Below are 13,952 nucleotides of genomic sequence, written 5' to 3' on the forward strand. Positions count from 1 at the left end.
TGCGTTCCCTGAAAGCGTGCTCCGCGTGACGCCGTGAAGCCTGACCAAATGCGGTTACCCGGTCGCCGGAGCCTAAGCCCCCTGGCGCAACCCCTCCAGGTCTTCAAGGGACTTGCCCCTGGTGTCGGAGGACATCAGGGTGGCCACGGCCGAGACCAGGCAGATGCCCAGCGTCGCCAGCCCAATGGTGAGCGGGACATTGGCGGAGCCCGGAGGGGCGATCGCCGTGAAGATGCTCGGGAAGAACGACGCGATCATGAGGCCGATGTTCTGCGAGACTGCGAAGCCGGTCACGCGGATCCGCATGGGGAACTGCTCCTGGAAGAATGTGGCGAAGGTGGCGTTCCACATCTGGAAGAAGATGCCCTGGACAATCACCACGCAGACGAAGACCAGGGGCAGGCTGCCCAGCTGGATCGCCCACAGGTACCGGGTGACCAGCGCGCCGCCGACGACGCCGCCGGCCGCCATGAGGACACGCCGCCCGATCCGGTCGGACAGGGCGCCGAACAGGGGAATGGTCATGACGGCGGCAATGTTCGCCACGAGGGTCACCCAGAGGAATTCACTGCTGGAGAAGCCGTTGCCATATCCCTTCTGGGTGGCATAGGAGACGCCGAAAATCAGGGTGGCCATGCCGATAACGTTGGTGAAGGTCATGAGGATGCACCGGACCAGGGCACCCGGCCGGGTACGCAGCAGCTCCACGAGCGGGAAGCGGCGGTGGCCGCCGGGCGTCCCGGTGTTCACCGCGTACGTGGGCGGTTCCTGGACGCGCCGCCGGATGAAGTAGCCTGCCAGGATTACGACGGCGCTGAGCAGGAACGGGATCCGCCAGCCCCAGGAGCCGAACTGGCCAGCCGGGAGGACCGCGGCGAGCGGGAGCAGGATGGCGGTGGCCAGGATGGAGCCCACCTGGGTGCCCTGGAGGCTGAAGCTTGCAAAGTAGCCGCGCCTGGCATCGGGGGAATGCTCCACGATCATCGCGCTCGCGCCGCCAAGTTCGCCGGCCACGGCAAAGCCCTGGATCAGGCGCAGGACCACCAGGAGTGCCGGGGCCAGGAGGCCCACCTGGCCATACGTGGGCAGGAGTCCGACAGCGAAAGTGGCAAAGCCCATGAGCAGCATGGCGAAGACCAGCACCTTCTTGCGCCCGTGCCGGTCCCCGTAGGCACCGAGGACCACGGCGCCTACCGGGCGGGAGACGTAGCCCACCGCATAGGTGGCAAGGGAAGCGATGATCCCGACTGCAGGGTTCTCCGACGGGAAGAAAATGGTGGGGAAGACCAGGGTTGCCGCCAGGGAGTACAGGGCGAAGTCATAGTACTCCAGGGCGCTCCCGATCCAGCCACTCATCGCCGCTTTCCTCGGGTCCCGCGATCCTGTTCCAGCACCCTGGCTGGTGAGGGGCACGCGGGTTGGGGTGGTGCTCATGTGCTTGTCCTTCGTCGTCATTGGCAAGGAACCGGAACCGCTGGAGCAGCAGGCGTTCCAGGCTGTTGTATGCGCCCGGAGCTGCCCCCAAGGGACTGAAGCAGCGGCTCTTGAATCGATTCATCCAATATAGAAGGTGACGCAGGTAACGTCAATGGGCAAGCGCTATCCCGCAGGCTTCGGCTGCTGGGCAGCTGCCATTGTCACCGGCTGGCGTGGTAAGCCGCGGCCATGTCCTGTTTGCTGCGGCCCTGCTCCGCCACGCGGTCCAGCCTGGCCGCGGAGGCCTCGGCGCCATCGAGCTTCAGACCGTATTCAGCGGCGGCATCAACAATGAGGTGGGCGTCCTTGCGTGCGGTGTCCACGGCGAAGGACGCCGGCTCCAGGGCGTCCTTAATAATGAGATCCATCTTCATCCGCAGATAGGGCAGGTCGAGCGGGCCGCCGTCCACCACGTCCAGGAACTGCTGCGGATCCACCCCCAGCGCCTGGGCGAGGGCAACCACCTCGCCGGCTGCGTTGGAGGCGGCGACCACCCAGCTGTTGACCACGAGCTTGAGCCGCGCCGCGGAACCTTTGGAGGGATCTACGCCGGTCCAGATGGTGCGGGCGCCAATGGCATCAAGCACCGGAGCCACCCGCCCGCGCAGCGGCTCAGGCGCGGCGGCGAGCACAAGGAGCTTGCCTGCTTCGGCAGGAGCCCTTGTCCCGGAAACGGGTGCTTCCACCAGCTCCACTCCCAGCTCCGCAGCCAGGTCCGCCAGGGCCGCCACGTCCTGCACCCCCACCGTGGTGGACTGCACCCAGGCAGTTCCGCGCCGGAGGCCGGGGGCCGCACTGCGCATCACCTGCTGCACCGCTTCTGCGTCGTAGAGCATGGTCAGCACCACGTCGGCGGCGTCAACAGCCTCGGCAGGGTTCGCTGCACGCCTGGCACCATCGGCGGCCAGGGACTCGGTTTTGGCCCCATCGCGGTTCCACACCGCAACCCGGTGACCTGCCTTGAGGAGGTTCCGCGCCATGGCTGCCCCCATGATTCCGGTCCCCAGCACCGCTACGCTGAGTTTGCTGTCCTTCACGCCATCCTCCTGGTCAATGTTTGGCTTTGCCTACCAAGTCAACGTTTCCAGGATTCGGCTGGTTATTCATCAGGACGGCAAGCTCCTGTGGATTGTCGGTGCCCCCACCTAGACTCGTATCCATGAGCGACAGCAACCAGGAGACAATCGGCAGCCCGGAGCCCGAACCCAATGCAGGCCTCAACCGGGACCCGGAAGACTGGGTCACCGGGGATGAACCCATGACGGCGGCGCAGCGCAGCTACCTCGACACGCTGGCCAGGGAGGCAGGCGAAGAACTGCCCGCTGACCTGAGCAAGGCAGAGGCGTCGAAGCACATCGACCGGCTGCAGCAGCGCAGCAACCGCGTGGCCGGCGGGGACGGGGACAACAGCGGCGGCAGCTAGCCACCCCAGCAGCACGCTGACGACGGCGGCTGGACAGGACGGCGCGGAACGCGCCTACGCCGAAAGCCGGCTAAAAAGAGGCTTTACCAGGCCTGGCACTCGCGGGTAAGGCCGAAGGGAACTGTCTCGCTGAGGTCAACCGTGAACGTGTCGGCACCATGGCGCGTCACCAGGATGCCGTGGCGCTTGCCGGTCAGGGCGTGGGCCTTCGCCGCTGCGACAGCGTCATCGAGCTGGCTGTCCATGCTCTGGCGGTCGGACACGGTGAGGGTCAGTGGGAAGTTCATGGTGTTGCCTTATGGTTCTCGGGGTGGGTGGTCAGACGCCGCCCTGCGCTTCCCCCTGGCTGCATAGGCGGTGGGCGCCTGGAGCGCCTCGATCCATGGTGCCCGAGCATCCAAGGGCCAGCAACTTTAGATAAATGACGCAGGTCAGCGCCTTGCCGTCCTCTCTTTGTCCTGACAATTCTCGGCAGCGGGGCACCGTCACTTAGAGTTGAACAGGAGTGGAAGCCCCTTTTAACGGCCTCCAGTGCCCCCTGAAACCCGCTTCGCGGCCTGACCCGAGCCATTTTGCGCGACCGCTGACTGTGCAACGACCTGACAAGGATTCCGCCATTTCCACCGACGCTCTCTTCGGCAATCTGACCAGGACCCGCAACATTATCCTCCCCGCACCGGTACGGAGCTGGCTGAACACCGGACGCGGCCTGCTGGCCGGCTTCATCGTGGTCCACCTCGTTTTTCTGGTCTTCGCCGCGTCGCTCTCGCTCCGTGGGGAAGCCTTCAGCGACACCTTCATTTACCGCGAATGGGCGATGGCCGGCTTCAACGACGCCAACCTCACCGGCGGCCCCAGCCCCTGGGTCTACCCCATCCTGGCGCTCATCCCCATGGCCATCGCAGGCGTGGCAGGACCCGGACCGTTCTTCTTCCTCTGGGTCCTCATGACCACACTCCTCAACGCCTGGGCACTCCTGAAACTAACGGAGCGGGGACGCAACACCAGCGCCATTCCGGCCGGCTGGTGGTGGCTGGCGTTCACTTTCCTGATGGGCTGGCTCGGTTTCGCCCGCGTGGACGGCCTCACCGCCCCGCTGGTCCTGGTGGCCCTGGCATACGGCGTGCAGCGTCCGTTCATCGCCTCAGTCCTGCTGGCAATCGGGACCTGGGCGAAGGTATGGCCGGCGGCCATCATGCTGGCCCTCTTCGCCGTCGTAAAAAACCGGCTTCTGGTGGTGCTGGCAGGAATCGCGACGACGGCCGGCGTCGTCGCGCTGGCAGCAGCCCTGGGCAGCGTCCCCAAGCTCCTGAACTTCCTCACCCAGCAGGGCGACCGCGGCATGCAGCTCGAGGCCACTTTCACCACCCCCTGGCTCTGGCTTTCCGTACTGAACGTGGGCGGCTCCCGCATGTACATGAACACGGACATCAACTCCATGCAGGTGGACGGCCCCGGCACCGCCATCATGTCCGTCCTGATGCAGCCGCTCCTGGTCCTCGCCGCCCTGCTGGTGGCCGGGCTGACCTTCTGGGCACTGCACAACGGCAAGCAGCACAAGGTGGCCGGCGGTGTGGACCGCACCGAACTGCTCCTGGCCGGCGCCCTGACCCTCGCCACCGCGTTCGTGGTGTTCAACAAGGTGGGCTCGCCCCAGTTCATGGTGTGGCTCGGGCCTGCCGTCGCCGTCGGCCTGGCCCACAGCTGGCGCGAATGGCGGGTCCCGGCACTGATGCTGATCGCCATCGCCGTGGCCACCTACTTCATCTATCCCCTCTTCTACGACGCCCTCAGCCACAACAACCCCTGGATGGCGCTGGTGCTGACCATCCGGAACGTCCTGCTGGTGGTGCTGTTCCTGTGGAGCGTCCGGCGCCTGTACTCGCTGGGCAAGAAGACGGCTGTACCTGCCCCTGCGCTCAAGGAGACCTGAGATTTCAACGAGGTTCTTTGACCGCCTGGTGACGGTCCGCAGCAGGGTCCTGCCGGCAAAGGTGGTGGACTGGTTCGCCCGCCCCTCCAGCGTCTGGTGGGGCTTCGCCGTCGTCCACCTGTACTTCCTGGGCTGGATGGCGTCCTTCTTCCTGAACGGCGACACGTTCAGCGACACCGAGCAGTACCGGCAGTGGGCCACTGCCGGCTACAACCCGGCTGACCTGACAGGAAAGATCAGCCCCTGGGTCTATCCGGTGCTGGCGCAGATCCCCATCTTCCTCGCGAATATCGCGGGGCCGCGCCTCTATCTTCTGGTCTGGTTCCTGATCATCACGGCGCTCAACGCCGTCGGTCTGCTCTATCTCACCCGCGGCCCCCGGAAAGTGACAGGCATAGCACCGGCCTGGTGGTGGCTGTTCTTCACCGTCTTCATGGGCTACCTGAGCTTCGCCCGGGTGGAGGGCATCACGGCGCCGATCGTCCTGATCGCGCTGCTCTACGCGGCCGAACGGCCCGTGGTGGCGGGGGTCCTGCTCAGCATCGCCACCTGGATCAAGGTGTGGCCCGCGGCCGTCCTGGTCCCCATCGTCATCGCCAGCCACAAGCGCATCCAGGTGGTCCTCGCCGGCGCCGCCGTCACCGCCGCCGTCGGTCTGGGCACCTGGCTGACCGGCGGCCTGCCGCACATCATGGACTTCCTCCTCAACCAGGGCGAACGCGGCATGCAGCTTGAGGCCACCTTCTCCACCCCCTGGGTCTGGCTGAGCGTATTGCACATCGCCGGCTCGAAAATGGCGGACAACACGGCCATCAACTCCACCGAGGTGTACGGCCCGGGCGCCAGTACCGCGGCCTTCCTGATGCAGCCGCTGCTGGTGCTGGCAGCGGTCACGGCCGCCGTCCTGCTGGTGCGCGCCATGCGCCGCGGCGCGGAGCGGGAGGAACTGTTCCTCGAGGGTTCGCTCATGATGGTCACCGCATTCATCGTGTTCAACAAGGTGGGCTCCCCGCAGTTCATCATCTGGCTCGCGCCGGTGATCATCGCCGGCCTGACGCACGACTGGGAGCGCTGGAAGGTACCCGCGGCGCTGCTGATGGGCATCGCCATGACCACATTCGTGATCTACCCGCTGTTCTACACACCGCTGATCCACGCCCACCCCGTCATGGCGGCCATCCTCACCACGCGCAACGTGCTCCTGGTAGTGCTGCTGTGGTGGTCCGTAAAGCGCACGGCAGAGCTGGGCCGAAAGACCGCGGCGCAGGTGCCCGCAGAAACTTAGGGGGTTTCGCGGCGTTCGACGGCGGCGCTTCCACGTTGGCCGACTGCCGCGGCCCGGCGTTCCATCGCCCACTCCCAGCCGCGACGGGCCAGGTCCAGCGGCTTGCCTTCGATGAGCAATTTGCGCGTGTGCACGTCCAGGACCAGCAGGTAGAACGTGAACGCGAGGGCAGTGAAGAACGCCAGGGACGAGGCATTGATGGGCAGTTCCACAAAGGACCAGACGGAGAGCTGGTCCTGGGCACCGAACACCACAAAGAACGTCACGCCTACATAGAGCGAGCGGATCTGCCAGTCGTCACGGATGCCGGTAACGGCGAGGAACGGCAGGAACCAGAGGATGTACCAGGGCTGGATGATGGGCGAGAGCATCACGACAGCGGTAAACGCCAGGGCCATGCGGCGCACGGCGCGGGAGTAGTCGCCGCGGAACATCAGCAGCAGGACCAGCCCGATGGCTGCCCATTTCATGGCCGTCCGGAGCCAGGTGGCCAGCGTTCCGCCCGGCAGCCCCAGCGCGTTGGCCAGCATCTCCACCTGCTGGCCCAGGAAGCCGGACGGCGAATAGCCTGTGTAGCCGGGGGTGGGGTCCATGATGGCCCAGGTCCAGCCGATCCCCAGGTTGTAGGGAATCCCGCTGAGTGCCAGCACGCCGAAACTGATGCCGGCCGTCGCGGCCCACATCAGGAACTTCCGCGGCCAGGAGGCTGAGGGACCCGCCCACATGACCCCGATGAATGGCAGCAGCAGCACGGTGATGGGCTTGATGCCGATGGAGGCCGTGACCAGGAGGATGCCGGGCAAGTACCGCCGGGTGGCGGCCAGGTAAACGCCCGCGACGGCGAGGCCCACCATGAGTGCGTCGTTGTGGGCGCTGGCGATGAAGCTGATGAGGAACAACGGGTTGGCCACGGAGATCCAAAGCGCACGCGCACCGTTGATGCCATGCAGTTCCGCGAGCTTGGGCACGAAAATGACGCAGAGCAGGACCCCGACGCCGGCCAGGACGCGGAAGAGCAGGACGGACGCGTCAGGCTGGGCTCCGGTCAGTCCCACCACGCCGCGCGCCAGCCACAGGAAGTACGGGCCGTAGGGGGTCCGGTTTTCCGCCCACGCAGGGTCTGCGCCCAGCGAGAACCAGTTGTTGAGGGTGGAGATGCCCACTTCATAGGGGTTCTGGCCTTCCATCACCAGCCTGCCCTGCCCTGTATAGGCATAGACATCGCGGGAAAAGACCGGGACGCAGAACATCAGCGGCAGGGACCAGGCGGAAATGGCCACCACCACGGACCGCAGCGAGGAGCCGCCGTAGGCGCCCAGCCGCTGGCCCAGCCGGAGCCAGGAGCGCATCAGCAGCATGGCACCGGCCGTCAGCAGAACGGTGGACACGGCCACGCCCCAGCCTTCGGTGCGGAGCGCGATCACCACCGGCTGGCGGATCATGGGGGAACCATTGGCGATCCATCCCGTTCCGATGGAGCCAACAAACATCATGAGGGCGCCCACGAAACCTTCGACGGTAGCCAGGTAGGCACGGCCCCTGGCGGGCGCGGAGGCGTCGGCCGGTGTGCCCGGCCGGCTTTCCGACGTCCTGAGGTGTGACCCGCCTGCCGTCATGATTGTGTGGTCCCCTACTTCGATACGGCACTGGTTGCACCGGCACTGAAGGCCGCCCTGCAACCCCGCCATTTTATCAGCCGTGCTTACTGCTGCCCCGGGACGCGGTGCATGCATACGGCACAGTTTGGCAACGGCATTCGGTACGGGACCCGGTCCTGTTGCGGGACAGTCCCCTACCGGGCCCGCAAAAGCGCCAGGAACTCGTCGGCCATGCCCAGTTGTTCCTCCAGCTTGGCCCGGCGCCTGGCTGCCTCTTCGATGAATCCGTCCAACTCCGCCCTGGTGTCTGTCACGTCCTGGCCGGGGCCGGCTGCCTCCAAGGCGTCAATGACGCGGAGCAGGCCGCCCATGGCTTCGAGCGTGAACCCCAACGGCTTCATCCTTCGAATCAGCAACAGACGGGTGAAGTCGCGTTCGGTGTACAGGCGGAAGCCGCCTTCGGTGCGGCCGGAGGGCTTCAGCAATCCCACCTCGTCATAGTGCCGGATGGTCCGCAAGGACATCTGCGAACGGTCCGCCAGCTCGCCGATGTGCATTGTCGCCACCACTTCTTCAGCGGTCATCTCTTTCACCATCACGTCACCAATCCGGCTCAACCCTCACGTTAGGGTAGTGTTGGATGCGCAGCCGAAAGTCACCGGCGCATTCTTTCCTCCACCCCATTGTCTTCCACGGCAGGGCTGGACCCGTGCGCATCGTGGCGCGCAGAAACGTTGCACACCGCTCTTTCCGCAGAGCCAACTCCCCCTGGAGCCGCCCCTTGGCCGTCGCCGACCGCACCCGCCCCATCCGGCAACCCGTCACCGTCCTCACGGCCCTGCGCTCTCCCCGGCAGCTTTCCCGCGAGGTCCTGGCCGGCATGGTCACCACCCTTGCCCTGGTCCCGGAAGTCATCTCGTTTTCGATCGTGGCGGGGGTGGATCCCATGGTGAGCCTTGTCGCCTCCATCGTGCTTGCCTTGGCGATGTCCATCCTTGGCGGACGCCCTGGCGTGGTGACTGCCGCTGCCGGCTCCGTCGCGCTGGTGATCGCCCCGCTGGTGCACCAGCACGGCGTCGAATACGTCCTGCCCGCGGTGATCCTGGCCGGGGTGATCCAGGTGGTCTTTGGCCTGGCAGGCCTTGCCCGGCTGATGCGGTTCATCCCGCGCTCCGTGATGATCGGGTTCGTCAACGCGCTGGGTGTACTGATCTTCATGGCGCAGGTGCCCCATGTCCTAAATGCCCCCTGGCTCGCCTACGTCCTGTTCGCCCTGACCTTCGCGATCATCTTCATCCTTCCCCGGTTCACCAAGGTGGTGCCGTCACCGCTGGTGGCCATCGTCGTCGTCACGGCGATCGTCATCATCGCCGGCCTGACGGTGCCCAACGTCGCCGACGAGGGACCCCTCACGGGCAAGCTCCCCGGCATCACGCCGTTCCTCTTCCCCGTGAACCTTGAGACCTTCCAGCGGGTCCTGCCGACTGCCCTCAGCGTGGCCTTCGTCGGCCTGATGGAAACCCTCCTCACGGCGAAACTCGTCGATGACATGACCGACACGCCTTCCCACAAGGGCCGCGAGTCCTGGGCGCTGGGCGTCTCCAACATCGTGGCAGGCCTTTACGGTGGCATCGCCGGCTGCGCCATGATCGGCCAGACCGTCCTCAACGTGAAGACCGGCCAGGCCCGTACCCGGATATCCACGTTCGTGGCGGGACTGTTCCTGCTGGCCCTGGTGACCGGGCTCAGTTCGATCATGGGGCAGATTCCCATGGTGGCCCTGGCCGCGGTGATGATGGTGGTCGCGGTGACCACTGTGGACTGGCACAGCCTCAAACCGTCCACCCTTAAGCGGATGCCCATCCCCGAGACCATGGTCATGGGCGTCACGGTGGCGGTCGTGGTCCTCACGGGGAACCTTGCCTACGGCGTGTTGGTGGGCGTCGTCCTGGCGATGGTGCTGTTCGCGCGCCGGGTGGCCCACGTCATCACCGTTGAGCGGCACCCTGCGGAGGACGGCGAAAGCGTCCGTTATGAGGTGGTGGGGCCGCTGTTCTTCGGCAGCAGCAATGACCTGGTGGAGCAGTTCGCGTACGCCGACGATCCGGCCGCAGTGACCATCGACCTCAGCCGTGCGCAGATCTGGGATGCATCAACCGTGGCCGCCCTGGACTCGATCGAAACAAAATACGCGGATCACGGTGCAGCGGTGGCAATCGAAGGCCTCGATGAACGCAGCACCGGCTTCCACCGCCGGCTTACGGGGCACCTGGGTGCCTGACTTCCGGAACGCGCGAGGAAGCGGGGCTGCAATCTGCGGCCCCGCTTCTTTGCCATGGGTGTCCTAGGAGAAGCGCGCGGGCCGGAAAGAGGCCAGCATGGGGTGCTTCCTGCCGGTCAGGATCTCACCGGCGAGCAGTTCGCCGGCGATGAGGCCCAGCGTGGCTCCGGAGTGGGTGAACGCCACGAAGCAGCCGGGCACCTGGCCCAGTTCGCCCAGGACCGGTTCGCCGTCGCCCGGGATCGGCTTGTAGCCCATCTTCCAGGAAGCGGGCTTCAGCTCCGGGTTGCCGGCAACCAGCCTGGACGCCTCATCCGCCAGTTCCTGCGCCACCTCGTCCGGAATGGTGAAGGAGCCGTCCGCGTGCTCGGTGATGTGTTCCTCGTACCAGTCGTGGTCCAGTGCGAACGTGCCGCCGGGGTTGGGCCGGAGGGCGGCGCGCGGGGTGTTCATCACCGCGGTCACCTCGTGCTGCACCTGCTTGGTCACCACCAGCATGGACACCGGCGAACCATTGGGGATGTGCACACCCAGGGGTTCGACGACGGCGGGCGTCGCTGCCCCGCACGCCACCAGGACGGCATCGGCCGGGTAGGTCCCGCCGGACGAGGTCTCCACGCCGGTAGTGCGGCCGCCCGCCACCATAACGGAGGCCTTGCCGGCGTTGAGGACCAGTTCACCGCCGCGGGAGTGGAACTCCTCCATCAGGAAGTCGATCAGGTCCGGCAGGCTGACCCAGCCTTCGCCGGGGTTGAAGATGGCGTTGTCCGGCACGGCACTGGAATCGATGCCGGGGGTGGCTGCGTCGACTTCTTCCGGGGCAAGCAGCTTGGAGTCGTAGCCGATGGACTTTTCGTAAGCGTGGCGGGCCTCTGTAGCCGCGCTCTGTCCCGCGGCGTTCCACATGAGTCCGCCGCCGAACTGGAGCCACTCCCGCTTGGGGTCCGAGGCGAAGAGGGTGCGGTAGCGGTCCACTCCGGCGACCCGCAGCTGGTGGTATGGGGTGGACCGTTCGCCCGCTGAGTTGAGCCAGGACAGGGAGCGGCCGCTGGCTTCGCTGGCCAGCCCGCGCTCAGTCAGGAGGATCACGGAGGCGCCTTCACGGAGCAGGTGAACGGCGGTGGAAACGCCCAGGATGCCGCCACCGATGATGGCGACGCGCTTGGTGGCTGTAACAGTGGACATTGGTGTCCCTTTCTGTGGAATTCGTGGTGATGGGGGACGCGAACGGTGCGTCAAAGAAGAGGTCGGTGTGCGGGACGTCAGGCCAGGGCGTGGATGCCCTCGATGACCTTCAGGACTTCGAGCGGGCCGGCGGGATCGACGGGCAACGGACCATCACCCCGGAGGGCGGCTGCCAGCTGCACGTAGAACTCCGGGTAGCTGCCGCGTTCGGCAGGGACGGGAGACGTTGCCCCATCGACGCCCAGGAGCCCCCATGACTCCTGGGGGTCGAGGCCATATGCAGGGTCCGACGGCGGCATCCCGGCCGCGAGGGAGGGTCCTGGCCGTCCAGTCCCCACGTGGTGTAACCGGCTTTTGAACCGAGGACGTGGAAGCGGGCACCCGCCTGTGCAGCCATGCCGTTCATCCACAGGCGTGAACGGACTCCCGAGGCGTGCAGCAGTGACACGAAGGCTTCGGTATCGGCCGCGTCCGGATGCGGGCCGCGGTTCGCCGTCTCGCCGTAGCTCCGTTCCACAGGGCCAAACAACTGGATGGCCTGGTCGATCAGGTGGGCGCCGAGATCGTGCAGGATGCCGCCGCCTTCGGCAAGGGACACGGTGTCCCGCCAGTTCCCGAACCCTTCCGGCCGCCACCATTCGAAGCGCGACTCGAAGCTGGTGACCTGCCCCAGCGCTCCGGAGGCCAGGACCTTCTGGAGGGTCAGGAAGTCTGCATCCCACCGGCGGTTCTGGAAGACCGTAAGCTGCACCCCGGCGTCGTCCGCCCTGTTGACCAGTTCCTCCCCCAGGGCGGAGGTGGGCACGAACGGCTTGTCCACCACCACGTGCAGGCCGTGGGCGATGGCCGTGGCCGCGAGGCCAAAGTGGGTGTGCGGCGGGGTACCCAGGATAACCAGGTCCAGGTTTGCGGACAGGGCGAAGAGCTCCTCCGCCGTGGCCACGATTTGGGCCTGGGGGTACAGCCGTGCGGCTTCGGCCGCCCGGGCAGGCTGGGCCGTGACGATCACGTCCAGCGAGTACTCCGGATTCGCGGCGATCAGCGGGGCATGGAACACCTTGCCCGAGATGCCGAAGCCGACGACGGCGGTCCGGATGGGTGCCGCTGCAACGGTAGCCATCAGAGCACCTCGGAGAGGAAGCGTTGGAGGCGTTCGCTGCTGGGGTTGTCGAAGAGTTGGGTGGGAGTGCCTGCTTCGACGACTTCGCCTTCGTCCATGAAGACCACCTGGTCTGCGACTTTGCGGGCAAAGCCCATTTCGTGGGTGACCACGAGCATGGTCATGCCGCGCCTGCCGAGGCCGGCCATGAGGTTCAGGACGCCTTTGACCAGTTCGGGGTCCAGGGCGCTGGTGGCTTCATCGAAGAGCATGACTTCCGGTTCCATGGCCAGGGCGCGGGCGATGGCGACGCGTTGCTGCTGGCCGCCGGAGAGGTCGCGGGGGCGGTGGTCAGCGCGTTCGGCGAGGCCCACTTCGGCCAGGCGCTGCCGGGCTTTGGCCATGGCCTGGGCCTTGGGCATGCCCTTCACGGCCCAGAGTGCCAGGGCGACGTTCTCTTCGGCAGTGTGGTCCGGGAAGAGGTTGAAGTGCTGGAAGACCATCCCGATGCGGGTGCGCAGGGTGTCCGGATTGGTGCCCAGGATGGTGTCCCCGGCCAGGAGCACGTCCCCGCTTTTGGGTTCATGCAGCCGGTTGATGCCGCGCAGCAGGGTTGATTTACCCGAACCGGAGGGGCCGATGATGCAGGTGGTGGTGCCCGGGGCGACGGTGAGGCTGACGTTGCGCAGGACCTCGATCTCGCCGTAGGCCATGGTCAGGTTGCGCAGTTCCAGGCTGGAACCGTGGAACGTCGGGGCTTCCTGCGCGGTGCTGTTTTTGGTGGGGGTGGGGGTGTTCATGTGTTGCTCCCGGTGGTCAGCGGCGAGGCCGCTTCGAGGTCCTTGACTTCGTTCAGGCCGCTGGTCGGTGGCGCGGGGCGGCGGCGGCCGGTGCGGAACTTGTTGTCGAAATGGTTCACCAGGTGCGTCAACGGGACGGTGATCACCAGGTAGAAGACGCCGGCGGCGACCAGGGGTGAGAGGTTGCCGGAGAGCACGGCGGCGTCCTGGCCCACGCGGAACAATTCGCGTTCGCTGACCAGCAGGCCCAGGAAGTAGACCAGGGAGGAGTCCTTGACGATGGCGATGAACTGGTTCACCAGGGCCGGCAGCACCCGTCGGACGCCCTGCGGGACCACCACCAGGGCCATGGACTTGGCGTAACTCATGCCCAGGGCCCGGCAGGCTTCGCCCTGGCCCTTGTCCACGCTCAGGATCCCGGCGCGGAAGATCTCGCCGATGTAGGCGCTGGCGATCAGGCTCAGGGCGATGATGCCCAGCGGGTACGGTGACGGGCCGAAGACCGATTGGCTGAGCCGGGCGAAGCCCTGGCCGATCAGCAGGATGGTGAGGATTGCGGGCAGGCCGCGAAAGAGATCCGTGTAGATCCTGGCCGGAACCCGCAGCCACTTCGAAGGCGAGATGCCCATGACGGCCACCATCATTCCCAGCATCGTGCCGAGGACGGTTGCGGCGATGGAGATGATCAGCGTGTTCAGCAGGCCGACCGCCAGGAGTTGGGGCAGGACCTCGGCCATAGCGCCGAAGTCGAAGAAAGTTCGGATGATGGTGTTGAGCCAGTCCATGGTCGCTCTCAGACGTTGATTGTTTGGAGGTGCCGGGCAGGCCGCTTGGTGCAGCCCGCCCGGCTTTGCGCCCGAAGGCTTATTTGC

12 protein-coding genes and 1 pseudogene are annotated in these 13,952 nt (G+C 66.2%); 4 read left to right on the forward strand and 9 right to left on the reverse strand.

Annotation, left to right across the window (positions count from 1 at the left end; translation table 11 throughout):
- Nucleotides 1–72: 72 nt before the first annotated feature.
- Entirely contained in the window at nucleotides 73–1,434 is a 1,362-nt protein-coding gene (locus tag VXJ37_RS17860) for an MFS transporter (protein WP_331324382.1), read from the reverse strand.
- A 203-nt stretch (nucleotides 1,435–1,637) separates the two neighbouring features.
- Complete coding sequence (locus VXJ37_RS17865; protein ID WP_331324383.1) at nucleotides 1,638–2,513, reverse strand: NAD(P)-dependent oxidoreductase; 876 nt, start codon at nucleotides 2,511–2,513, stop codon at nucleotides 1,638–1,640.
- A gap of 122 nt (nucleotides 2,514–2,635) precedes the next feature.
- On the opposite strand from VXJ37_RS17865, the gene VXJ37_RS17870 reads away from it, so the two are divergent.
- Entirely contained in the window at nucleotides 2,636–2,899 is a 264-nt protein-coding gene (locus VXJ37_RS17870; RefSeq protein ID WP_307305184.1) for a DUF3072 domain-containing protein, read from the forward strand.
- Nucleotides 2,900–2,982: 83 nt separating this feature from the next.
- Here the strand turns inward: VXJ37_RS17870 and VXJ37_RS17875 are convergent, their stop codons facing one another.
- A complete protein-coding gene (locus VXJ37_RS17875; RefSeq protein ID WP_331324385.1) occupies nucleotides 2,983–3,186 on the reverse strand; it encodes a hypothetical protein in 204 nt (67 codons plus the stop codon).
- Nucleotides 3,187–3,542: 356 nt separating this feature from the next.
- Here VXJ37_RS17875 and VXJ37_RS17880 point away from each other — a divergent pair, with 356 nt between their 5' ends.
- Together VXJ37_RS17880 and VXJ37_RS17885 are read left to right on the forward strand one after the other, a co-directional pair.
- Nucleotides 3,543–4,832, forward strand: coding sequence for a glycosyltransferase family 87 protein (locus tag VXJ37_RS17880; RefSeq protein WP_331324413.1), 1,290 nt, complete (start codon nucleotides 3,543–3,545; stop codon nucleotides 4,830–4,832).
- A 28-nt stretch (nucleotides 4,833–4,860) separates the two neighbouring features.
- On the forward strand, nucleotides 4,861–6,117 hold the full coding sequence (locus VXJ37_RS17885; protein WP_331324386.1) for a glycosyltransferase 87 family protein: 1,257 nt from the start codon (nucleotides 4,861–4,863) through the stop codon (nucleotides 6,115–6,117).
- Here the strand turns inward: VXJ37_RS17885 and mptB are convergent.
- Entirely contained in the window at nucleotides 6,114–7,733 is a 1,620-nt protein-coding gene (gene mptB / locus VXJ37_RS17890) for a polyprenol phosphomannose-dependent alpha 1,6 mannosyltransferase MptB (protein ID WP_331324387.1), read from the reverse strand. The two genes, VXJ37_RS17885 and mptB, sit on opposite strands and share 4 nt — an antisense overlap.
- A 176-nt stretch (nucleotides 7,734–7,909) precedes the next feature.
- Entirely contained in the window at nucleotides 7,910–8,311 is a 402-nt protein-coding gene (locus tag VXJ37_RS17895) for a MerR family transcriptional regulator (RefSeq protein WP_331324414.1), read from the reverse strand.
- Nucleotides 8,312–8,496: 185 nt separating this feature from the next.
- Here VXJ37_RS17895 and VXJ37_RS17900 point away from each other — a divergent pair, with 185 nt between their 5' ends.
- Entirely contained in the window at nucleotides 8,497–9,996 is a 1,500-nt protein-coding gene (locus VXJ37_RS17900; protein ID WP_331324388.1) for a SulP family inorganic anion transporter, read from the forward strand.
- A gap of 63 nt (nucleotides 9,997–10,059) precedes the next feature.
- On the opposite strand, the gene VXJ37_RS17905 is transcribed toward VXJ37_RS17900, so the two are convergent.
- The 4 genes and pseudogenes from VXJ37_RS17905 to VXJ37_RS17920 form a co-directional block, all read right to left on the reverse strand.
- Nucleotides 10,060–11,181: an NAD(P)/FAD-dependent oxidoreductase gene (locus tag VXJ37_RS17905; RefSeq protein ID WP_331324389.1), complete on the reverse strand. Its 1,122-nt coding sequence runs from the start codon at nucleotides 11,179–11,181 to the stop codon at nucleotides 10,060–10,062.
- A gap of 77 nt (nucleotides 11,182–11,258) precedes the next feature.
- A pseudogene (locus VXJ37_RS17910) lies at nucleotides 11,259–12,301 on the reverse strand (Gfo/Idh/MocA family protein).
- On the reverse strand, nucleotides 12,301–13,080 hold the full coding sequence (locus VXJ37_RS17915) for an amino acid ABC transporter ATP-binding protein (RefSeq protein ID WP_331324390.1): 780 nt from the start codon (nucleotides 13,078–13,080) through the stop codon (nucleotides 12,301–12,303). The pseudogene VXJ37_RS17910 and the gene VXJ37_RS17915 overlap by 1 nt, the downstream one beginning before the upstream one ends.
- A complete protein-coding gene (locus VXJ37_RS17920) occupies nucleotides 13,077–13,865 on the reverse strand; it encodes an amino acid ABC transporter permease (protein ID WP_331324391.1) in 789 nt (262 codons plus the stop codon). The genes VXJ37_RS17915 and VXJ37_RS17920 overlap by 4 nt, the downstream gene beginning before the upstream one ends.
- Nucleotides 13,866–13,952 lie beyond the last annotated feature (87 nt).

It is taken from the genome of Pseudarthrobacter phenanthrenivorans (assembly GCF_036455295.1).
In the GTDB taxonomy this organism is placed as follows: Bacteria; Actinomycetota; Actinomycetes; order Actinomycetales; family Micrococcaceae; genus Arthrobacter; species Arthrobacter phenanthrenivorans_C.